Consider the following 19299-nt stretch of genomic DNA (forward strand, 5'->3'; position numbering starts at 1 on the left):
ACAAAGTTCGAGGCAGAAGCCTATATTCTGACCAAGGAAGAGGGTGGTCGTCACACACCATTCTTCGCGAACTACCGTCCACAGTTCTACTTCCGCACAACTGACGTCACAGGCACAGTTGTTCTGCCAGAAGGCACCGAAATGGTGATGCCGGGCGACAACCTGAAGTTCAACGTCGAGCTGATCGCACCGATCGCGATGGAAGACGGCCTGCGCTTCGCGATCCGCGAAGGCGGCCGCACAGTCGGCGCCGGTGTTGTATCAAAGATTGTTGAATAACAATCTTTGAAGTGGGTGGCAGGTGATTGCGTAGCAATCGCCGAGAACCCACAACGGTAAAACAAACGAAAGGCCGCTTCGGAAACGAGGCGGCCTTTTGGTTTGAGAAAATGAACGAAGTATGGCAACTATCTCTGGAGTTGTGGGGCAGGAACGTAAGTAAGACAAATACGTGCACTTTGAATCAGGTCTTTAAAATTGAAAAAAACAGGTTACGAATTTAATCATTTTCCGGCAGGTTTAGCTGCTGGAACAATTTTGACAATTTCGTTCTTTTGGGTGCTTGATGCTTCTGTTGGCTCGGTCGTACAAGAAAATCTGGTTCAATTTTGTACTATCGGAGCGACACTTCTTGCAGCCGGTGTAGCATACGGTGGAATTTTACATCAAATCAAACATCAAGCTTTGATTGCAGAGACCATTCGAATTGGAGAACTGGAAGCTGAAAGGGCAGTCTTGCCGCTTGCTCTTAGTCGAGTATGTGAAATTTCGATCAGGGGAATGCAAGACATTGTTGGGCATGCAAAAGTTGCTGATCCGCTTGCACGCGTAGATATGGTTCTTGAAACGACCCATATTGAAAGCATTAAAGCCACTATACGCGTGAGCAATGCGGAAGTCTCGGCTAGACTACAGGCAATATTGCGAGGCTATCAGGTCGCTCTGGCAAGTGTTGATTGGGAGGATTTGACACAGCCATTGAGTGTCGCGCCCAACGAACAGAACCCCGACAGTTATACAAGGATATCACTTTGTTACCGCTGGGCTCTACTCTATTCTCTGGCGGAGAGCCTGTTTGATTTTGCGAGAGGTGGCGAACTAGATCTCACAGAAGCCTTCCCAAATGTAAGAATGTTCTCTGCAGCACGGTTTGCAGGTATTCACCCGCCTCAATACACCGATTTTGAAGGTTTTTTTAAGCGAGCAATCGAAAGAGATCGTATGCGAACAATACCAACCTTTTTCCTTAGGCAGTGAGCCAAACCCCCTTTACACACTCCCCGACTCCCCCTATACGCCCGCTATCCAACAAGGGTGCGCTTTGCGTGCCCTTTATATATTGGACAAATAAAGACGCGATGAGGGCTTTGGATGAGCCGTGGTCCTCCTCTCCGATCTAGGCCCTAATCAAAGGGTGATGACATGGCAGCCAGCCAAAACATCCGTATTCGCCTGAAGGCTTTTGATTTCCGCGTCCTTGATGCAAGCACCGCAGAAATCGTTAGCACAGCAAAGCGCACTGGCGCATCTGTGCGTGGACCGATCCCACTTCCAAACAAGATCGAAAAGTTCACTGTTCTGCGTGGCCCACACGTTGACAAGAAATCCCGCGATCAGTTCGAGATCCGCACGCACAAGCGCCTTCTCGACATCATCGACCCAACACCACAGACAGTAGACGCGCTGATGAAGCTCGACCTGGCTGCCGGTGTTGACGTCCAGATTTCTGTATAAGGAGTAGATCATATGCTCCGTACAGGACTTATCGCAAAGAAAGTCGGCATGACCCGACTGTTCATGGAAGACGGTCGTCAGATCCCTGTGACTGTGCTTGCTCTTGAGAACCTGCAGGTTGTTGCGCAGCGTACGCCTGAGACAAACGGCTACACAGCTGTTCAGTTGGGTGCAGGCAATGCCAAAGCCAAACGCACATCCAAAGCGATGCGCGGCCACTTTGCTGCGGCCAAGGTAGAACCCAAGCGCAAGGTCGCCGAGTTCCGCGTTGCCCCAGAGAACATGATCAATGTCGGTGAAACACTGACAGCGAACCACTACTTCGAAGGTCAGTATGTTGACGTCTCCGGCACATCTATCGGTAAAGGTTTTGCCGGTGCGATGAAGCGTCACAACTTTGGCGGTTTGCGCGCGACACACGGTGTGTCCGTGTCGCACCGTTCACACGGTTCAACTGGCCAGTGTCAGGATCCGGGCAAGGTTTTCAAAGGCAAGAAAATGGCCGGCCACATGGGTTCCGCCCGCGTGACCACACAGAACCTGCAAGTTGTAAAAACAGATGCTGACCGTGGTGTCATCATGGTCAAAGGCGCTGTTCCTGGTTCCAAAGGTGGCTGGGTCACAATCAAGGATGCGGTTAAGAAACCGACACCCGAGAACGTGATCTACCCTGCTGGCCTGCAGTCCATGGACGAAGAAGCCAAGCGTCTGTCTGAAGAAGCTGCTGCCGCCGCTGCTGCTGAAGAAGCTGCTGCCGCAAAGGCCGCCGCCGAGGCAGAACAGGCCGCGCTGGAAGCTGCTGAAGCAGAAGCTGCAAATGAAGCCCCGGCAGAAGATGCCGCACCAGAAGAAGGTGAGAAATAATGAAGGCTGATGCAATCAAACTGGACGGCAAGGCAGCTGGTTCCGTCGAACTGAACGACGAGATCTTCGGTCTTGAGCCGCGCAAGGACATCTTGCACCGCGTCGTTCGCTGGCAGCGCAACAAGGCAATGGCAGGTACACACGATGTGCTGGGTCGTTCCGAGGTGAGCTATTCCACCAAGAAGATCTATCGCCAAAAGGGCACCGGTGGCGCACGTCACGGGTCGCGCGGCGCGCCGATCTTCCGTTCGGGTGGTATCTACAAGGGGCCAACACCCCGTAGCCACGCGCATGATCTGCCCAAGAAGTTCCGCAAGCTTGGTCTCAAGCACGCCCTGTCCGCGAAAGTGGCCGCAGGCGAGCTGGTGATCGTTGACACCATCGAAGTCAAAGACGCCAAGACCGGTGCGCTGGCCAAAATGGTCGGTTCATTGGGCTGGAAGCGTGCGCTGATCATCGACGGTGCCGAAGTGAACGAGAACTTCAAGAAGGCAGCCGCCAACATCACAACCATTAACGTTCTGCCATCCATGGGCGCGAACGTTTACGACATCCTCAAGTCGGACACACTCGTCCTGACCAAAGCTGGTGTCGAAGCTCTGGAGGCCCGTTTGTCATGAACGCCAAGGCAGAACACTACGACGTGATCCGCAAGCCGATCATCACCGAGAAAGCAACGATGGCCTCTGAAGCCAATGCAGTTGTTTTCGAAGTGGCAATCGACGCGAACAAACCGATGATCAAAGAAGCTGTTGAAAGCCTCTTTGGTGTCAAGGTCAAAGCGGTCAACACATCGATCACCAAAGGTAAAGTGAAGCGCTTCCGCGGCTCGCTGGGCACACGTAAAGACGTGAAAAAAGCCTATGTGACGCTCGAAGAAGGCAACACAATCGACGTGAGCACCGGTCTGTAAGATCGGTTCGCGATGAAGTTAGAAAGGCCCTCGCAGTGCGGGGGCCTTTTTGTTCGGGGGCGGGGAGTCAGGGCAGCGAACCCAAGCGCGAGGGCCAGCGGCGGCCCGTGGGTTGGCATCGGCAACGTCGTTGTCGCGCAATTTATGCCAGCCAGTCATGCCGAAAAATCGCGATGCGCGTGACGCTGTCAAAGCGCCAACCCGCCAGACGATGTGAACAGTAAACTAGATGCAGAGTTGCACAGATCCATCCAGAGCAGGTAGGGGTGAAGTCATGGGCGATCGAGCGATAATTAGAAACCGGACGAACCACCGCCAAATCCACTAATAGTGGTCTGAGCTATTCCAGTTAGGAAAGTCACGGCTAACAGAAGCCAGACTGATGGCTCAATCAGCAGGAACTGCCGAGTGACTAGTCCCAGTGTCCGATCATAGGTGCGTGATGAGAATATGTAAGAATCTAAGAAGCTTTGCCTTCCAGAGTAGCTTGAAAGAGCGATGAGAATATCTTGGCTAAATTGGACTTCTCTTATGCGTGAAACCGCAAGGATCGACCATAGCAGCCACAGCAAGAGGAGGGGGATGAGAAAAGAAATTTCAGAGTACCCAACAGTACTCGCATAAATCGTCCCAAGAAAAACCAACCTGATTACAAGAGAAGTCACGTGAAAGCTGACAAGGGAGACCGTCAGTTTGAGATTTATCTGATTGGCAAAGTGAGAAAGGTCGCTACGCTCTTCAGAACTAGCCGCTGCGAACCCCTCTACCAGTTTGCGCTCGTCATGACTAAGCTGCTTTTCTTCCATTTCTCGCCAATGCCTTTGCCATTTCTTCTACAACTGAGTTTGCAGTTTTCTCGTTCACATCACCTTCTAAAAAGGAGCAGTCCAGTATCGGCATCTTAACTATCGCCTTGCTCACCCTCTCATTTGTGAGCCATTCGCGGAACTTAGGCTTAATGCCTGCCTTGTGTTTCTTGACTGTCGAACGTGCACGCAAATCTGTCTTACTAATAACAACAAAGCACTTTTCCAACAATGAAGCCACAGTTCGTTGGTCTTGATCAGCAAGCTTCTGACAGAAAAAGTCCAACCAACTCTCAATGGAATACCCGCCGGATTCCTGTGCTTTCAATGGATCGGAAACAGAAAACATCAGTATGACCATGCTGGGCTTTAGGCGAACAAGCTCCGCTGCAGCGGCAGACGGGCCATCGTGGCCGGCAGTGTCAATTATCGAACTCACACTGAATTCAAGCTGTGATTGCGCACCCACCTTGACCCTAAAAACCCTATGGGCTGTTTCTGTTCTAGTTGTTTGCGGGATACTAATGTCCTTCTTGACATGGCTGCCCCACCGCAAGAATTCGATAAAGCTTGTCTTGGCGGAGCCCGGTGGGCCTAACACTAGAACTTTCTGTCCGGCAAATTTTGTTACAGCCCAACTTAAGGCCTTCGGACCCTCGCGGACCAACATTCTACTTGTTACGCCTAAGACCGCTGAACCGCCATCGATTGTCAAATCATTATTCCCCAAATCACTTGCTTTTTCTTCCAATTCACCCGCCTCCAATATCATCAATAACGGTAGTCTCTCTAATTTACCGCTGCAATCTTTAGTTGCTTAGATTCATCTTGCTATCGTAATCTAAATCGGTGGTCTGTTCACTAGAAGCCCCCTTGCCACCCACACCCCTCCCCGCTATACGCCCCCAATCACTTGACCTCGGGATTCGTTCCGGGGTCTTTGTGGTATATCTATGGGCACCTACGGGGGCCTCTCACATCAGGGTTCCGCAAGGGGCCCGCCAAGCAAACGGAAGAAGCTAACATGGCACTCAAGTCGTACAAACCGACGACGCCGGGCCAGCGTGGGCTGGTGCTGATCGACCGTTCGGAGCTTTGGAAAGGACGTCCTGTCAAGTCTCTCACTGAGGGTCTGACAAAATCGGGCGGCCGGAACAACACCGGACGGATCACTATGCGTCGTATTGGTGGGGGCGCAAAGCGTCTTTACCGCATCGTCGATTTCAAGCGTAACAAGCTGGATATGCCTGCTGTTGTCGCACGGATCGAATATGACCCGAACCGCACCGCATTTATCGCGCTGATCCAGTACGAAGACGGTACACAGAATTACATCCTTGCCCCACAGCGTTTGGCTGTAGGTGACAAGGTGATCGCATCCGCCAAGGCCGACATTAAGCCTGGCAACGCAATGCCCTTCAGCGGCATGCCTATCGGCACGATCGTTCACAACATCGAAATGAAAGCGGGCAAAGGCGGCCAGATCGCCCGTGCAGCCGGTACTTACGCCCAGTTCGTTGGTCGTGACGGTGGCTACGCGCAGGTCCGCTTGTCATCCGGTGAATTGCGCCTGATCCGTCAGGAATGCATGGCCACTGTCGGTGCTGTGTCTAACGCAGACCACTCGAACCAGAACTTCGGTAAAGCAGGCCGTATGCGTCACAAGGGCATCCGCCCATCTGTGCGTGGTGTTGCCATGAACCCGATCGACCACCCGCACGGTGGTGGTGAAGGCCGGACATCTGGTGGTCGTACGCCTGTGACACCTTGGGGTAAAGACACCAAGGGCAAGCGTACCCGTAACAAGAACAAAGCGTCGCAGAGCCTTATCATCCGCTCGCGTCACGCCAAGAAGAAGGGTCGTTAATTATGGCTCGTTCCGTATGGAAAGGTCCCTTTGTGGATGCCTACGTCTTGAAAAAGGCAGAAGCATCGCGCGAAAGCGGCCGCAACGAAGTGATCAAAATCTGGTCGCGTCGTTCGACAATCCTGCCTCAGTTCGTTGGTCTCACCTTTGGTGTTTACAACGGCAAGAAGCACATCCCTGTTAACGTCACAGAAGACATGATCGGTCAGAAGTTCGGTGAATACTCACCAACCCGCACCTATTACGGTCACGCTGCTGACAAAAAAGCGAAGCGGAAATAAGCCATGAGCAAGGATAAGAATCCCCGCCGCGTGGCCGATAACGAAGCAATGGCAAAACTGCGCATGCTTCGCACGTCCCCGCAAAAGCTGAACCTCGTTGCTGGCCTGATCCGTGGCAAGAAAGTCGAGCAGGCGCTGACTGACCTGACTTTCTCGAAAAAGCGGATTTCGGACGACGTGAAGAAGTGTCTTCAGTCGGCCATCGCCAACGCCGAGAACAACCACAACCTTGACGTCGATGAACTGGTCGTCGCAGAGGCTTATGTCGGTAAGAACCTGACCATGAAGCGCGGTCGCCCACGGGCACGTGGCCGTTTTGGTAAGATCATCAAGCCGTTTGCAGAGATCACCATCAAGGTGCGTCAAGTTGAGGAGCAATCATAATGGGTAACAAAGTAAACCCGATCGGTATGCGTCTTCAGGTCAACCGCACCTGGGATAGCCGCTGGTACGCTGATACCAAAGACTATGGCGACCTCCTGCTGGAAGACCTCAAGATCAAGGCTTTCATCAAGAAAGAATGCGCACAGTCCGGCGTCAGCCGCGTGATCATCGAGCGTCCGCACAAAAAGTGCCGCGTCACGATCCACGCAGCACGTCCCGGTGTGATCATCGGCAAGAAAGGTGCAGACATCGAAGGTCTGCGCAAAAAGCTTGCTGCGCTGACCGCATCCGAGCTGCACCTGAACATCGTTGAAGTCCGCAAGCCAGAGCTTGACGCAGCCTTGGTTGCCGAAAGCATTGGTCAGCAGCTTGAGCGTCGTGTGTCCTTCCGTCGCGCAATGAAGCGTGCGGTTCAGAACGCCATGCGCATGGGCGCCCTGGGTATCCGGGTCAACCTTGCCGGTCGTCTGGGCGGTGCTGAAATTGCACGGACAGAATGGTACCGCGAAGGTCGTGTGCCGCTGCACACGCTGCGCGCCGACATCGACTATGCACTGTATGAGGCGATGACGCCTTATGGGATCATCGGCATCAAGGTCTTCATCTACAAAGGTGAGATCATGGAGCACGATCCATCAGCGCACGACCGTAAACATGCTGAGCTGCAAGAGGGCGCTGTCCCTCGCGGCCCACGTCGCTAAGGAGCTGATGATATGCTGCAACCAAAGCGTACAAAACACCGCAAGCTGCACAAAGGCCGTATTCGTGGTGAAGCAAAGGGCGGGTCTGACCTGAACTTTGGCACCTACGGCCTGAAGGCGATCGAGCCTGAGCGTATCACTGCGCGCCAGATCGAAGCTGCACGTCGTGCCATGACACGTCACATGAAGCGTCAGGGCCGTGTCTGGATCCGTATTTTCCCGGATCTGCCTGTTACCTCGAAGCCCATCGAAGTACGTATGGGTAAAGGTAAAGGTTCCATCGATTTTTGGGCATGCAAGGTCAAACCAGGCCGCGTGATGTTCGAAATCGACGGCGTGACCGAAGTGGTCGCACGTGAGGCTCTGCGCCTTGCTGCGATGAAGCTGCCGATCAAGACACGGACCGTGGTTCGCGAAGATTGGTAAACTGTCAAATCCGTAGGATTTGACGGGGTACGGTGTAGCAAATTTGCAAGGCAAACGCGCGGGCCGCACACTGCAGAGATAAAGAAGCCCCTGCCGAGAGATCGGCGGGGGCTTTTTATGGTCAGGTGGGAGACTTGAGCCGGAGTTGAAACAGTTGACTTAGGTTAGCCCACTTCTTCCAGATGGTTCTCGATATGCAGCAAATGCGCTTTGCCAAATTGCGTTTTGCTCAACCCGCCGTAGGCAAAATGCGGTTGCATCGGCCCTTCAAAATCCCGGAAGGTTTCGAGCGACGACCAGAGTCGCCCCAACCCCTCTGAAGCGCTGATTTCGGCCACGACTTCGCCGGGGATCGGCTCGTTTAGCCCATGTGACATCTTTCCCTTGGCTGAAAACACCTTGAAAGCAAGCGTTCCCACCGTCGCCTGAAACAGCTTGGGTTTCTGCACAGGGTAACCGTGCATCGAAAACTCCACCCCTTGGGCGAGGTGGCTAAACATCCGCCCCAATCCCCAGTCACCGCGACTCTCGATGGCCGAGAGGTCCAGCCCCTCCAGCCGTTTGAATGCAAGGTCGATGTCCGACATATCGTTACTCCCACTTATAATTAAAACTCACCGATATCCGTTCTTCTTCAGACATATTCATCGGCACCTCGTGCCGTAGCCAGCTTTCCCAGAGCAGCACATCACCGACCTCTGGTTTCGCATAAAAGAAAGTCCGCAGCTCGTCGCGCGCGTCTTTCATGCGTGTGGGTGCGGCCATCATCATGGCAAGGCGGGGGTCTTCGAATTTGATCGCACTCGCGCCGTCCGGCATCGCGACGTAGGTTGTGCCGCTGATCACCGAATGGGGGTGGATATGGCCGGTGTGGATGCCGCCCTCGGGAAGGATGTTGATCCAGATATCCTCAAGCTGCAGTTTCTTGTCACCCAGATCGAAGGCGAGGTCCTTGGCGAAGGCCGCGACATGGGCGTCGAGGACCGCGACCAGATCTTTGAAGATCGGGAACCGCCACGGCAGGTCGCTGAGCGAGGCATAAGAGGTATAGCCCGGATACCCGTGCTCTTCGCACCAGTCTTGGCCGGCTTCGTCATCATCCGCGATGACAAGGCAGGAGTTCTCAAGCTCGGCAGGGTCAACGGGCGCGCCATGCTCGGAGAGTTTGGCGTGATACAGGCGGGTCGCGAAGAGGGATTTAATTTCTGTCATACAGGTGTCTTAGCGCAGGCATTGTGGTAGTGCGAGAACAAGATGCGTCAGGCGCTGCAACTCTTTGTCTGCAAGGGGTTGCTTTGTGTAGCGATGGGGTCTAAACGGCGCACTTCTACCCCCACTCCATCGGGAATCGGGTGACGTTTCGTACGGCCCGCCGATGATGTTGAAAAAGGAATATGGCATGAACGCCAATGAACTGCGGGCCAAGACGCCCGACCAGCTCCGTGAAGAGCTGGTGAACCTGAAAAAAGAATCCTTCAATCTGCGCTTTCAGCAGGCCACTGGCCAGTTGGAAAACACAGCAGGCATCCGTGCGGCACGCCGCAACGCTGCCAAGGTAAAAACAATTCTGAACGAAAAGGCCGCTGCTGCGGCATCGGAGGCTTAATCCATGCCTAAGCGTATCCTGCAAGGGGTTGTGACAAGCAACCAGAACGCCCAGACCGTCACTGTATCGGTCGAGCGCCGTTTCAAGCACCCGCTGCTTCAGAAAACTGTTCGTAAGTCCAAGAAGTACCGGGCACATGACGAGCAAAATGCTTTCAACGTTGGCGATACCGTCCGTATTCAGGAATGTGCGCCGAAATCGAAAACCAAACGCTGGGAGGTTATTGCTTCTTAAGCAATAGCACCCGGTTCAAACGAAACCCTGGGCCCCCGGACGGAAATCGGGACTTGCTCATAGGTCGGAAAAGGAAACCAAATGATCCAGATGCAGACCAATCTGGATGTTGCTGACAACAGCGGCGCTCGCCGTGTTCAGTGCATCAAGGTTCTGGGTGGTTCTCACCGTCGTTACGCCAGTGTTGGAGACATCATTGTTGTTTCGGTGAAAGAGGCCATTCCACGCGGTCGCGTAAAGAAGGGTGACGTCCGTAAGGCCGTCGTCGTACGCACCGCCAAAGAAGTACGCCGCGACGATGGCACAGCCATCCGTTTTGACAGCAACGCTGCTGTCATCCTCAACAACAACAACGAGCCGATCGGTACACGTATCTTTGGCCCAGTTGTTCGTGAGTTGCGCGCAAAGAACTTCATGAAAATCATCTCACTCGCTCCGGAGGTGCTGTAACCATGGCTGCGAAACTCCGTAAAGGTGACGAAGTGATCGTCCTTGCCGGTAAGGATAAGGGTAAGAAGGGCACAATCAGCTCTGTTGACCCCAAGTCCGGCAAAGCTGTTGTCGATGGCATCAATGTTGCTGTGCGTCACCAGAAGCAAACACAAGCGACACAGGGTGGCCGCACGCCAAAGGCGATGCCGATCCAGCTGTCCAACCTCGCGATCGTTGACAAGAATGGCAAAGCGACCCGTGTTGGCTTCCGTATGGATGGCGACAACAAGGTGCGTTTCGCCAAGACAACAGGGGATGTGATCTGATGCTTGATACTGCAAACTATACCCCCCGTCTCAAGGACCTCTACAAGGCCACCATCCGTGGTGCCCTGAAAGAAGAGTTCGGTTACAAAAACGAGATGCAGATCCCGAAGCTGGACAAAATTGTCCTGAACATCGGCTGCGGTGCAGAAGCTGTCCGTGACAGCAAGAAAGCAAAAACCGCGCAGGAAGATCTGACAACAATCGCCGGTCAGAAGGCCATGACAACACACGCCAAGAAATCCATCGCTGGTTTCCGCGTCCGTGAAGACATGCCGCTGGGTGCAAAGGTAACTTTGCGTGGCGACCGTATGTACGAATTCCTTGATCGTCTGATCACTGTTGCAATGCCACGTATCCGCGACTTCCGCGGCGTATCCGGCAAATCCTTCGACGGCCGCGGCAACTATGCCACCGGTATCAAAGAGCACCTGATCTTCCCAGAAATCAACTTCGACAAGATCGATGAGAACTGGGGCATGGACATCGTGATCTGCACAACAGCGAACACTGACGCTGAAGCAAAGGCACTGTTGAAGCACTTCAACATGCCGTTCAACAGCTAAGCGCCAGGGAGATTTAGAGATGGCTAAGAAATCCATGATCGCACGCGAAGTGAAGCGTGAAAAGCTGGTCAAGCAGTATGCCGAAAAGCGTGCCGCCTTGAAGGCAATCATCAACAACAAAGAGATCGCTGTAGAAGAGCGGTTCAAGGCAACTCTTGAACTTGCGAAACTGCCACGGAACTCTTCTGCAACGCGTTTGCACAACCGTTGCCAGCTGACCGGGCGTCCACACGCCTATTACCGCAAACTCAAGATCAGCCGGATCGCGCTGCGGGACCTTGGTTCCAATGGCGAAATCCCCGGCATGGTCAAGTCTAGCTGGTAAGGAGCACATATTATGAATGATCCTATCGGTGATATGCTCACACGTATCCGCAACGGCCAGATGCGCGGTAAAGCGTCGGTGGAAACACCTGCGTCCAAACTGCGCGGTTGGGTGTTGGATGTGCTTTCCGACGAAGGCTACATCCGCGGCTACGAAAAGAAGGATGGCAAAGACGGCCACCCTGCTTTCAGCATCGAATTGAAGTATTACGAGGGTGACCCTGTCATTCGCGAAGTGAAGCGGGTTTCCAAGCCTGGCCGTCGCGTTTACCTGGGCGCCAATGACATCCCATCCGTCCGTCAGGGCCTGGGTGTGTCGATTGTCTCCACCTCACAAGGTGTGATGTCGGATGCCAAAGCACGGGCGGCCAATATTGGCGGCGAAGTGCTCTGCACTGTATTCTAAGGGGATATCATGTCTCGTATTGGTAAAAAACCGGTTGAGCTGCCCGCAGGCGTTACCGCCTCCGTGTCAGGCCAGACCGTTGAAGTGAAAGGCCCCAAGGGGACCCGTACCTTCAAAGCGACCGACGATGTCACCATCACTGTTGATGGCAATGTCGTGACTGTAGAACCACGCGGCAAATCCAAGCGTGCACGCCAGCAGTGGGGCATGAGCCGCACTATGGTTGCAAACTTGGCCACCGGCGTTTCCGAAGGCTTCAAGAAAGAGCTTGAGCTGTCGGGTGTTGGTTACCGTGCACAGATGCAGGGCAATGTCCTGAACCTGTCATTGGGCTACAGCCACGATGTTAAGTTTGAGGTGCCTGAGGGCGTCACGGTGACATCTGCAAAGCCAACTGAGATTCTTGTCGAAGGTATCGACGAGCAGCAGGTTGGTCAGGTTGCGGCGAATATTCGCGCTTGGCGTAAGCCCGAGCCCTACAAGGGCAAAGGGATTAAGTACAAAGGCGAATATATCTTCCGCAAAGAAGGTAAGAAAAAGTAAGGAACGCGATTATGGCAAACAGCAAGAGACAACTGTTTCTGAAGCGCCGCATGCGCGTTCGGAACAAACTTCGCAGCGTCACAGCCAACCAAGGCCGTGCACGTCTGTCGGTACACCGCTCGAACAAAAACATCAGCGCCCAGCTGATCGACGACGTCAACGGCGTAACACTCGCCTCAGCGTCTTCGCTCGAAAAGGACCTTGGTGTCGTTGGCAAGAACAACATCGAAGCCGCTGCGAAAGTGGGCGCTGCAATTGCAGAGCGCGCGAAGAAGGCCGGTGTCGAGGTTGCTTACTTCGACCGTGGCGGTTTCCTCTTTCACGGCAAGATCAAGGCTTTGGCCGAGGCAGCCCGTGAAGGTGGTCTGAAGATCTAACGGTGTGGGTGGGTTTTTGCCCACCCTACCAACCCCCTGTAGTGTGGGTGTAACCCACGCTCGATGATCCGGCGCCTATGGCGACCCGCGATTGGACAACGCCTTCGGGCAGTAAAACAAAGGACGCCATCAATGGCAGAACGTGAAAACCGCGGCCGCGGCCGCAACCGTGAAGAGCAAGCCCCAGAGTTTGCGGACCGTCTGGTCGCAATCAACCGGGTCTCGAAAACAGTTAAAGGCGGTAAGCGCTTTGGCTTCGCAGCACTTGTTGTTGTTGGCGACCAAAAAGGTCGTGTCGGCTTTGGCAAAGGGAAAGCCAAGGAAGTTCCTGAGGCGATCCGTAAAGCCACCGAGCAAGCCAAGCGCCAGATGATCCGCGTTGCACTGCGCGATGGCCGTACGCTGCACCACGATATCGAGGGCCGTCACGGCGCTGGTAAAGTCGTGATGCGCACAGCCCCAGTGGGTACCGGTATCATCGCCGGTGGTCCAATGCGTGCCGTGTTCGAAATGTTGGGTGTGCAGGATGTTGTATCCAAGTCGATCGGTTCGCAGAACCCTTACAACATGATCCGTGCCACCATGAACGGTCTGAGCAAAGAGCAATCCCCACGCAACGTCGCCCAGCGTCGTGGTAAGAAGGTTGCTGATATTCTGCCCAAGCGTGACGAAGCCCCAGCGGCCGAAGCACCTGCTGAAGCTGACGCGTAAGGAGAACTGACAGATGGCTAAAACAATCGTCGTCAAGCAGATCGGCTCCCCGATCCGCCGCCCCGAAAAGCAGCGCGCAACGCTGATCGGCCTGGGCCTGAACAAAATGAACCGCACCAAAGAGCTGGAAGATACACCTTCCGTGCGTGGTATGGTGAACTCTATCCCTCACCTCGTCGAGATCATCGAAGAGCGCGGATAAGTGGTGCCGGGGTAACCCCCGACTGCCCTGAGAACAAATTGAAGCCCTCGGGAAACCGAGGGCTTTTTCTTTGGGCAGAATGAAAACTTTGACATGCAAATGCTGCATGGCGGCATTTCTGATGCTGCAGTTGCACAATAACGGCCTGCGTCCTAGCTATTGGGTGAGAAACATCGCCGTCGCGGTGTCACAACACGCAATTGAAAGGACGAAAGTCATGTCTATTACGACCAATACATTCGCCCCCGCCCAAATCGGTGCGCGTATATCCGCACGCATCTCTGCCCAACTGGCCGCTTTGAAAGAGGCGCGCGCGCAAAAGGCGGTTTACTACAAAGTCAGAACCCAATTGAACCGCATGTCAGACCGCGAGTTGGCCGATATCGGCACGAACCGTCTCCTGATCGACGATCTGGCACGCGAAGCGGCTTTTGGCACAGCGGAACGGTGAATTGAGGTAAGGTGGATCAAGATCCACCTTACGCTTTGGAATGATGGCGCCTCGCAGGGAACTGCGGGGCGTTTGTTTTCCGGCGCAGCCAGCGGCAGAAATGATGCGCATCTATGGGTTGCATAACTTCTATTTTTGCCGCGATTTTCTGTATCCCTGCGCGCATCGCTTTCAACCGACATCCCATTCTTGACGCCAACCATCCCCCCGTCTATACGCCAGCAGTCGGCAGGCGTCCGCCTCCGACTCAGATGTAACGCCGTGTTTGGCCGCTCCCGTCGCTGGGGGCCAATTCCGGCAAAAGGAGAAGCGACATGAAACTGAACGAACTCTCAGACAACCCAGGCGCCACCAAAGGCAAAAAGCGTATTGGCCGTGGTCCAGGTTCCGGCAAAGGTAAGACCGGTGGCCGTGGTATTAAAGGTCAAAAATCGCGTTCCGGCGTAGCCATCAAAGGCTATGAGGGCGGCCAGATGCCACTCTACCAGCGTCTGCCAAAGCGTGGCTTCAACAAGCCGAACCGCAAGTCTTTCGCTGTGATCAACCTTGGTTTGATCCAGAAATTCATAGACGAAGGCAAGATCGACGTCAAAGCAGACATCACCGAAGATGCCCTGATCGCGTCCGGTCTGGTGCGTCGCAAGAAGGACGGTATCCGCGTTCTTGCCAAAGGCGATTTCAAAGCCAAAGCAACGATTGCTGTCACCGGTGCCTCCAAGGGCGCTGTTGAGGCGGTTGAAAAGGCTGGCGGCACATTGACCGTCACAGCACCGGCCGCGGCTGAGTAAGACCTTGTGAGCGGCGTCACCGTCGCTTACATAGCTCTTCAAGTTTTCCCAAACGCCGCGATCCGGGAAACGGTATCGCGGCGTTTCTATTGAAAAGAGACCCATATGGCTTCTGCAGCAGAGCAAATGGCAGCCAACGTCAGTTGGAGCGCCTTCGGCAAAGCAACTGAACTGCGTCAGCGCATCCTGTTTACGATTGGTTTGCTGATTATCTACCGTCTTGGCACCTTCATTCCGGTTCCCGGCATTGACGGTATTGCCTTGCAGCAGTTCATGGAAGACGCGCAGTCGGGCATTGGTGGCATCCTGTCGATGTTCACCGGTGGTGCCCTGTCGCGCATGGCGATCTTTACGCTCGGCATTATGCCCTACATCTCTGCCTCGATCGTGATGCAGCTTTTGGGATCCATGTGGGAGCCGCTCAAGAACCTCAAGAAAGAGGGGGAGCAGGGGCGCCGCAAGCTGAACCAATATACCCGTTACTTCACCGTCATTCTGGCCACGGCACAGGCGTACGGCCTTGCTGTCAGCCTTGAAGCGGGCGGTCTTGCGGCTGATCCGGGCCTGTTTTTCCAGGCTTCGACTGTCATCACCATCGTTGGTGGCTGTATGTTCCTGATGTGGCTGGGTGAGCAGATCACGGCACGCGGTATCGGCAACGGTATCTCTTTGATCATCTTCGTTGGCATTATTGCCGAAATCCCTGCAGCACTTGCGCAGTTCCTGTCGCAGGGCCGGTCCGGCGCGATCAGCCCGCTGGTCATCATCGGGATTATCCTGATGCTGATCGTGGTTCTGACCTTTGTTGTTTTCATGGAACGGTCACTGCGCAAGATCCACATCCAGTACCCGCGCCAGCAGCGCGGCATGAAGGTTTATGACGGCTCCACCAGCCACCTGCCGATCAAGGTGAACCCCGCAGGTGTCATCCCTGCGATTTTTGCCTCTGCCTTGCTCTTGCTGCCAACGACGATCAGTACATTCAGCGGCGGATCATCCGGCCCCTTGATGTCGACCATTCTGGCGCTCTTTGGTCCTGGCCAGCCGCTCTATCTGATCTTCTTTGGCGGCATGATCATTTTCTTCACGTATTTCTACACCCGTGAAGTTGCCTTCAAGACCGAAGACGTCGCCGAGAACCTGAAAAACCAGAACGGCTTTGTGCCCGGCATTCGCCCCGGCAAGAAGACCGAGGAATATCTCGACTACGTCGTCACGCGAATTCTTGTGCTGGGCTCGGGGTATCTGGCGCTTGTGGCGCTATTGCCCGAGATTATCCGCGCCGAACTGTCGATCCCGTTCTACTTTGGCGGCACATCAATCCTGATTATTGTGTCTGTGGGTATGGACACGATCCAGCAAATCCAGTCACACTTGGTGGCACATCAATACGAAGGCCTGATTGAGAAGTCTCAATTGCGTGGCAAGCGTAGCGCAAAACGTAAAGGGCCATCACGCCGATGAATATCATTCTGCTGGGACCGCCGGGGGCGGGTAAGGGAACACAGGCACGCAAGCTTGTTGAAGAACGCAACATGGTGCAGCTCAGCACTGGCGATATGCTGCGCGCCGCCCGCACCAGCGGAACCGAAATGGGCAAGACTGTTGCGGCCGTTATGGACCGTGGTGATCTTGTGACTGATGAGATCGTGATCGGGCTTATCCGCGAACAGCTTGAAAGTGACGACGGCAAGGGCGGATATATCTTTGACGGCTTTCCGCGCACATTGGCGCAGGCTGATGCGTTGGGAAATCTCCTGGTCGAGATGGGTGAGAACCTTGACTGCGTGATCGAGATGCAAGTCGACGATGAGGCGCTTGTTGATCGCATCACCGCACGCTCGACCTGTGCTGATTGTGGTGAAGTCTATAATGACAATACCAAGCCGATCCCGGCGAATGGTAAATGCGGCAAGTGTGGCGGCACAAATTTCCAGCGCCGTGCCGATGACAACGCGGACAGCCTGCGGACCCGTTTGATGGCCTATTACAAGCAAACGAGCCCGTTGGTCGGTTACTACTATGCCAAGGGTGATCTGAAATCTGTGGATGGTCTGGCCAGCATGGATGACGTCGCCACCAGCATCGCTTCCGCGCTGCGGCAAAGCGAAAAAAACTGATATTTCGCAGCGGGGCAGGGCGGAATTGGCAAATTGCCTTTTGCGCCGCCTCAGCGCCTTGACGCCTCGGCAAATGCCCCCTAAACAGCGCCATCCCACATGGGAATCATTTTGTGGTTAACGGGTCGCCCCCGAAGATCACAAGGCACCTCGATATGACGCAGCCCGGCGCCCTAAAGGTCCGGGCTTCCGTTGTGAAAAAAGGGTCTGGAACGACGGACCCGCAACGAAAAGGAATAGCAACGTGGCACGTATTGCCGGCGTAAACATCCCGACTGCAAAGCGGGTTCCAATCGCCCTTACTTATATCACCGGTATTGGTTCTGCCAAAGCCGAAGAAATCTGCGCAGCGACCAACATTGATCTCGCGCGTCGTGTAAACCAGCTTTCTGACGCAGAAGTGCTGTCGATCCGTGAATACATCGACGCGAACCTGACAGTGGAAGGTGACCTGCGTCGCGAGACACAGATGAACATCAAGCGTCTGATGGACCTTGGTTGCTACCGTGGCCTGCGCCACCGTCGTAACCTGCCGGTTCGTGGTCAGCGTACTTCGACAAACGCACGTACACGCAAGGGTCCTGCAAAGGCCATTGCTGGTAAGAAGAAATAAGGAAGCTTGATCAATGGCACGTGATACAAAACGCACCAAGAAGAAGGTTTCCAAGAACATCGCAGCCGGTGTTGCGCATGTGAACTCTTCTTTCAACAACACAAAGATCCTGATCTCCGACGTGCAGGGCAACGCCATTTCATGGTCGTCTGCTGGCACGATGGGTTTCAAAGGTTCGCGGAAATCCACACCCTACGCGGCTCAAATGGCTGCTGAGGATGCAGGCAAGAAAGCACAAGATCACGGCGTGAAAACGCTGGAAGTCGAAGTGCAGGGTCCTGGTTCCGGTCGTGAATCTGCGCTTCGCGCATTGGCCGCAGTTGGTTTCAACATCACATCGATCCGTGACGTGACCCCAATGGCCCACAACGGTTGCCGCCCACCAAAGCGTCGCCGCGTCTAATTACACCCAAACGCCTTGGGGTCGTGCATGATTTCGCACGGCCCCAATCCGTCATTTTAACCTCGGGCGTTTGCCTTTTTGGACATGAAGGCAGACTAGTATGGAGGGACATATGATCCACAAAAACTGGGCTGAGTTGATTAAGCCGACTCAATTAGAAGTTAAGCCGGGCAACGATCCTGCGCGTCAGGCCACGGTCATTGCAGAACCACTCGAGCGTGGCTTTGGTTTGACATTGGGCAACGCCCTGCGCCGTATTTTGATGAGCTCCCTTCAGGGTGCTGCCATTACTGCCGTTCAGATTGACAACGTTCTGCACGAGTTCTCAAGCGTTTCCGGTGTGCGTGAAGACGTCACCGACATCGTGTTGAACCTCAAAGGTGTTGCGATCCGCATGGAAGTCGAAGGACCAAAGCGTTTGTCCGTTCAGGCCAAAGGCCCGGGCGTAGTGACCGCTGCGGACATTTCCGAGACTGCCGGCATCGAGATCCTCAACAAAGATCACGTGATCTGCCACCTTGATGAAGGTGCCGATCTGTACATGGAACTGACCGTGAATACCGGTAAGGGCTATGTTGCGGCCGACAAGAACAAGCCAGAAGACGCACCGATTGGCATGATGGCCGTTGATGCGATCTACTCGCCTGTGAAAAAAGTCAGCTATGACGTGCAGCCGACCCGCGAAGGTCAGGTTCTGGACTATGACAAGCTGACCATGAAGGTTGAAACAGACGGGTCGCTGACCCCTGATGATGCAGTTGCTTACGCCGCGCGCATCCTGCAGGACCAGCTGTCGATCTTCGTCAACTTTGATGAGCCTGAATCGGCAACCGCTGGTGCTGACGACGACGGTCTCGAGTTCAACCCGCTTCTGTTGAAGAAAGTGGACGAGCTGGAACTGTCTGTCCGTTCGGCAAACTGCCTCAAGAACGACAACATCGTGTATATCGGCGATCTGATCCAGAAAACCGAAGCAGAAATGCTGCGCACGCCGAACTTTGGCCGCAAATCTTTGAACGAAATCAAAGAAGTGCTGTCGGGTATGGGGCTGCACCTTGGCATGGACGTTGAGGACTGGCCACCAGACAACATCGAAGATCTGGCCAAAAAGTTCGAAGACCAGTTCTAAGAATTCGGGTGGGCTTACGGGCCCACCCAAAATGCCCGCACTGGCGGGGAACATCCTGGGCATGGTGCCCCACTAACGGAGCCAGCGACACGCAT

General features: G+C 54.4%; 33 protein-coding genes. 29 read left to right on the forward strand and 4 right to left on the reverse strand.

Annotation, left to right across the window (positions count from 1 at the left end; all coding sequences use genetic code 11):
• The 6 genes from B0B09_RS14500 to B0B09_RS14525 form a co-directional block, all read left to right on the forward strand.
• A partial coding sequence (locus tag B0B09_RS14500) for an EF-Tu C-terminal domain-related protein (protein ID WP_446001694.1) occupies positions 1-279 on the forward strand: 279 nt, incomplete at its 5' end.
• A gap of 198 nt (positions 280-477) precedes the next feature.
• Positions 478-1257: a hypothetical protein gene (locus tag B0B09_RS17805; protein ID WP_131825034.1), complete on the forward strand. Its 780-nt coding sequence runs from the start codon at positions 478-480 to the stop codon at positions 1255-1257.
• A gap of 165 nt (positions 1258-1422) precedes the next feature.
• Positions 1423-1734 carry a 30S ribosomal protein S10 gene (gene rpsJ, locus B0B09_RS14510; protein WP_055295556.1) on the forward strand — a complete coding sequence of 104 codons (312 nt, stop codon included), beginning with the start codon at positions 1423-1425 and terminating at the stop codon, positions 1732-1734.
• A gap of 12 nt (positions 1735-1746) precedes the next feature.
• A complete protein-coding gene (gene rplC, locus B0B09_RS14515; RefSeq protein ID WP_076660702.1) occupies positions 1747-2598 on the forward strand; it encodes a 50S ribosomal protein L3 in 852 nt (283 codons plus the stop codon).
• The gene (gene rplD, locus B0B09_RS14520) at positions 2598-3218 is read left to right on the forward strand and encodes a 50S ribosomal protein L4 (protein WP_055295560.1); all 621 of its coding nucleotides are present in this window, start codon (positions 2598-2600) and stop codon (positions 3216-3218) included. Before rplC ends, rplD begins: the two co-directional genes overlap by 1 nt.
• On the forward strand, positions 3215-3511 hold the full coding sequence (locus tag B0B09_RS14525; protein ID WP_008236551.1) for a 50S ribosomal protein L23: 297 nt from the start codon (positions 3215-3217) through the stop codon (positions 3509-3511). The genes rplD and B0B09_RS14525 overlap by 4 nt, the downstream gene beginning before the upstream one ends.
• A gap of 293 nt (positions 3512-3804) precedes the next feature.
• Here B0B09_RS14525 and B0B09_RS14530 read toward each other — a convergent pair whose 3' ends face one another.
• Both B0B09_RS14530 and B0B09_RS14535 read right to left on the reverse strand, forming a co-directional pair.
• Complete coding sequence (locus B0B09_RS14530; RefSeq protein ID WP_076660703.1) at positions 3805-4317, reverse strand: hypothetical protein; 513 nt, start codon at positions 4315-4317, stop codon at positions 3805-3807.
• Positions 4298-5089 (reverse strand): GTPase domain-containing protein, encoded by a 792-nt coding sequence (locus B0B09_RS14535; protein ID WP_076660704.1) that lies wholly within the window; start codon positions 5087-5089, stop codon positions 4298-4300. Before B0B09_RS14535 ends, B0B09_RS14530 begins: the two co-directional genes overlap by 20 nt.
• 252 nt (positions 5090-5341) lie before the next feature.
• Here B0B09_RS14535 and rplB point away from each other — a divergent pair, with 252 nt between their 5' ends.
• The 5 genes from rplB to rplP are packed head-to-tail and all read left to right on the forward strand — an operon-like array spanning position 5342 to position 7976.
• The gene (gene rplB, locus B0B09_RS14540) at positions 5342-6184 is read left to right on the forward strand and encodes a 50S ribosomal protein L2 (protein ID WP_055295565.1); all 843 of its coding nucleotides are present in this window, start codon (positions 5342-5344) and stop codon (positions 6182-6184) included.
• Positions 6185-6186: 2 nt separating this feature from the next.
• On the forward strand, positions 6187-6465 hold the full coding sequence (gene rpsS, locus B0B09_RS14545) for a 30S ribosomal protein S19 (RefSeq protein ID WP_055295568.1): 279 nt from the start codon (positions 6187-6189) through the stop codon (positions 6463-6465).
• A 3-nt stretch (positions 6466-6468) separates the two neighbouring features.
• Complete coding sequence (gene rplV / locus B0B09_RS14550) at positions 6469-6849, forward strand: 50S ribosomal protein L22 (RefSeq protein WP_008236481.1); 381 nt, start codon at positions 6469-6471, stop codon at positions 6847-6849.
• The gene (gene rpsC / locus B0B09_RS14555; protein ID WP_055295570.1) at positions 6849-7550 is read left to right on the forward strand and encodes a 30S ribosomal protein S3; all 702 of its coding nucleotides are present in this window, start codon (positions 6849-6851) and stop codon (positions 7548-7550) included. Before rplV ends, rpsC begins: the two co-directional genes overlap by 1 nt.
• A 12-nt stretch (positions 7551-7562) precedes the next feature.
• Complete coding sequence (rplP, locus tag B0B09_RS14560; protein WP_055295572.1) at positions 7563-7976, forward strand: 50S ribosomal protein L16; 414 nt, start codon at positions 7563-7565, stop codon at positions 7974-7976.
• Positions 7977-8140: 164 nt separating this feature from the next.
• Here rplP and B0B09_RS14565 read toward each other — a convergent pair whose 3' ends face one another.
• Positions 8141-8563 carry a DUF1569 domain-containing protein gene (locus B0B09_RS14565; protein WP_076660705.1) on the reverse strand — a complete coding sequence of 141 codons (423 nt, stop codon included), beginning with the start codon at positions 8561-8563 and terminating at the stop codon, positions 8141-8143.
• 4 nt (positions 8564-8567) lie between these two features.
• Positions 8568-9188, reverse strand: coding sequence for a TIGR02466 family protein (locus B0B09_RS14570; RefSeq protein WP_076660706.1), 621 nt, complete (start codon positions 9186-9188; stop codon positions 8568-8570).
• 187 nt (positions 9189-9375) lie between these two features.
• Between B0B09_RS14570 and rpmC the strand changes: the two genes are divergently transcribed.
• The 18 genes from rpmC to B0B09_RS14660 all read left to right on the forward strand — a co-directional run bounded on the left by rpmC (position 9376) and on the right by B0B09_RS14660 (position 19204).
• Entirely contained in the window at positions 9376-9582 is a 207-nt protein-coding gene (gene rpmC / locus B0B09_RS14575) for a 50S ribosomal protein L29 (protein WP_055295577.1), read from the forward strand.
• Between the two features lie 3 nt (positions 9583-9585).
• Complete coding sequence (gene rpsQ / locus B0B09_RS14580; RefSeq protein WP_055295579.1) at positions 9586-9816, forward strand: 30S ribosomal protein S17; 231 nt, start codon at positions 9586-9588, stop codon at positions 9814-9816.
• An 81-nt stretch (positions 9817-9897) separates the two neighbouring features.
• Positions 9898-10266, forward strand: coding sequence for a 50S ribosomal protein L14 (gene rplN / locus B0B09_RS14585; RefSeq protein WP_008236500.1), 369 nt, complete (start codon positions 9898-9900; stop codon positions 10264-10266).
• Between the two features lie 2 nt (positions 10267-10268).
• Positions 10269-10574: a 50S ribosomal protein L24 gene (gene rplX, locus B0B09_RS14590; protein WP_055295580.1), complete on the forward strand. Its 306-nt coding sequence runs from the start codon at positions 10269-10271 to the stop codon at positions 10572-10574.
• Positions 10574-11137 carry a 50S ribosomal protein L5 gene (rplE, locus tag B0B09_RS14595; protein WP_055295583.1) on the forward strand — a complete coding sequence of 188 codons (564 nt, stop codon included), beginning with the start codon at positions 10574-10576 and terminating at the stop codon, positions 11135-11137. Before rplX ends, rplE begins: the two co-directional genes overlap by 1 nt.
• A 19-nt stretch (positions 11138-11156) precedes the next feature.
• Positions 11157-11462 (forward strand): 30S ribosomal protein S14, encoded by a 306-nt coding sequence (gene rpsN / locus B0B09_RS14600; RefSeq protein ID WP_055295584.1) that lies wholly within the window; start codon positions 11157-11159, stop codon positions 11460-11462.
• 12 nt (positions 11463-11474) lie between these two features.
• Positions 11475-11867 carry a 30S ribosomal protein S8 gene (gene rpsH / locus B0B09_RS14605; RefSeq protein WP_055295586.1) on the forward strand — a complete coding sequence of 131 codons (393 nt, stop codon included), beginning with the start codon at positions 11475-11477 and terminating at the stop codon, positions 11865-11867.
• A 9-nt stretch (positions 11868-11876) separates the two neighbouring features.
• Positions 11877-12410, forward strand: coding sequence for a 50S ribosomal protein L6 (gene rplF, locus B0B09_RS14610; RefSeq protein ID WP_076660707.1), 534 nt, complete (start codon positions 11877-11879; stop codon positions 12408-12410).
• Positions 12411-12421: 11 nt separating this feature from the next.
• Positions 12422-12787, forward strand: a complete 366-nt coding sequence (gene rplR, locus B0B09_RS14615; RefSeq protein ID WP_055295590.1) for a 50S ribosomal protein L18 — start codon at positions 12422-12424, stop codon at positions 12785-12787.
• 132 nt (positions 12788-12919) lie between these two features.
• Positions 12920-13498: a 30S ribosomal protein S5 gene (rpsE, locus tag B0B09_RS14620; RefSeq protein WP_055295591.1), complete on the forward strand. Its 579-nt coding sequence runs from the start codon at positions 12920-12922 to the stop codon at positions 13496-13498.
• A 13-nt stretch (positions 13499-13511) separates the two neighbouring features.
• Entirely contained in the window at positions 13512-13700 is a 189-nt protein-coding gene (gene rpmD / locus B0B09_RS14625) for a 50S ribosomal protein L30 (protein WP_055295593.1), read from the forward strand.
• 217 nt (positions 13701-13917) lie between these two features.
• Positions 13918-14151, forward strand: coding sequence for a DUF1127 domain-containing protein (locus tag B0B09_RS17730; protein WP_110549982.1), 234 nt, complete (start codon positions 13918-13920; stop codon positions 14149-14151).
• Positions 14152-14465: 314 nt separating this feature from the next.
• Complete coding sequence (gene rplO / locus B0B09_RS14635) at positions 14466-14939, forward strand: 50S ribosomal protein L15 (RefSeq protein ID WP_055295597.1); 474 nt, start codon at positions 14466-14468, stop codon at positions 14937-14939.
• Between the two features lie 105 nt (positions 14940-15044).
• Positions 15045-16403 carry a preprotein translocase subunit SecY gene (secY, locus tag B0B09_RS14640; RefSeq protein ID WP_076660708.1) on the forward strand — a complete coding sequence of 453 codons (1359 nt, stop codon included), beginning with the start codon at positions 15045-15047 and terminating at the stop codon, positions 16401-16403.
• On the forward strand, positions 16400-17059 hold the full coding sequence (locus B0B09_RS14645; RefSeq protein WP_076660709.1) for an adenylate kinase: 660 nt from the start codon (positions 16400-16402) through the stop codon (positions 17057-17059). Before secY ends, B0B09_RS14645 begins: the two co-directional genes overlap by 4 nt.
• Positions 17060-17303: 244 nt before the next feature.
• Positions 17304-17672: a 30S ribosomal protein S13 gene (gene rpsM, locus B0B09_RS14650; protein WP_055295602.1), complete on the forward strand. Its 369-nt coding sequence runs from the start codon at positions 17304-17306 to the stop codon at positions 17670-17672.
• A 13-nt stretch (positions 17673-17685) separates the two neighbouring features.
• Entirely contained in the window at positions 17686-18075 is a 390-nt protein-coding gene (gene rpsK, locus B0B09_RS14655) for a 30S ribosomal protein S11 (RefSeq protein WP_008236527.1), read from the forward strand.
• 112 nt (positions 18076-18187) lie between these two features.
• Complete coding sequence (locus B0B09_RS14660; RefSeq protein WP_055295946.1) at positions 18188-19204, forward strand: DNA-directed RNA polymerase subunit alpha; 1017 nt, start codon at positions 18188-18190, stop codon at positions 19202-19204.
• Positions 19205-19299 lie beyond the last annotated feature (95 nt).

This window comes from Yoonia rosea (assembly GCF_900156505.1).
GTDB classification, from domain to species: domain Bacteria; phylum Pseudomonadota; class Alphaproteobacteria; order Rhodobacterales; family Rhodobacteraceae; genus Yoonia; species Yoonia rosea.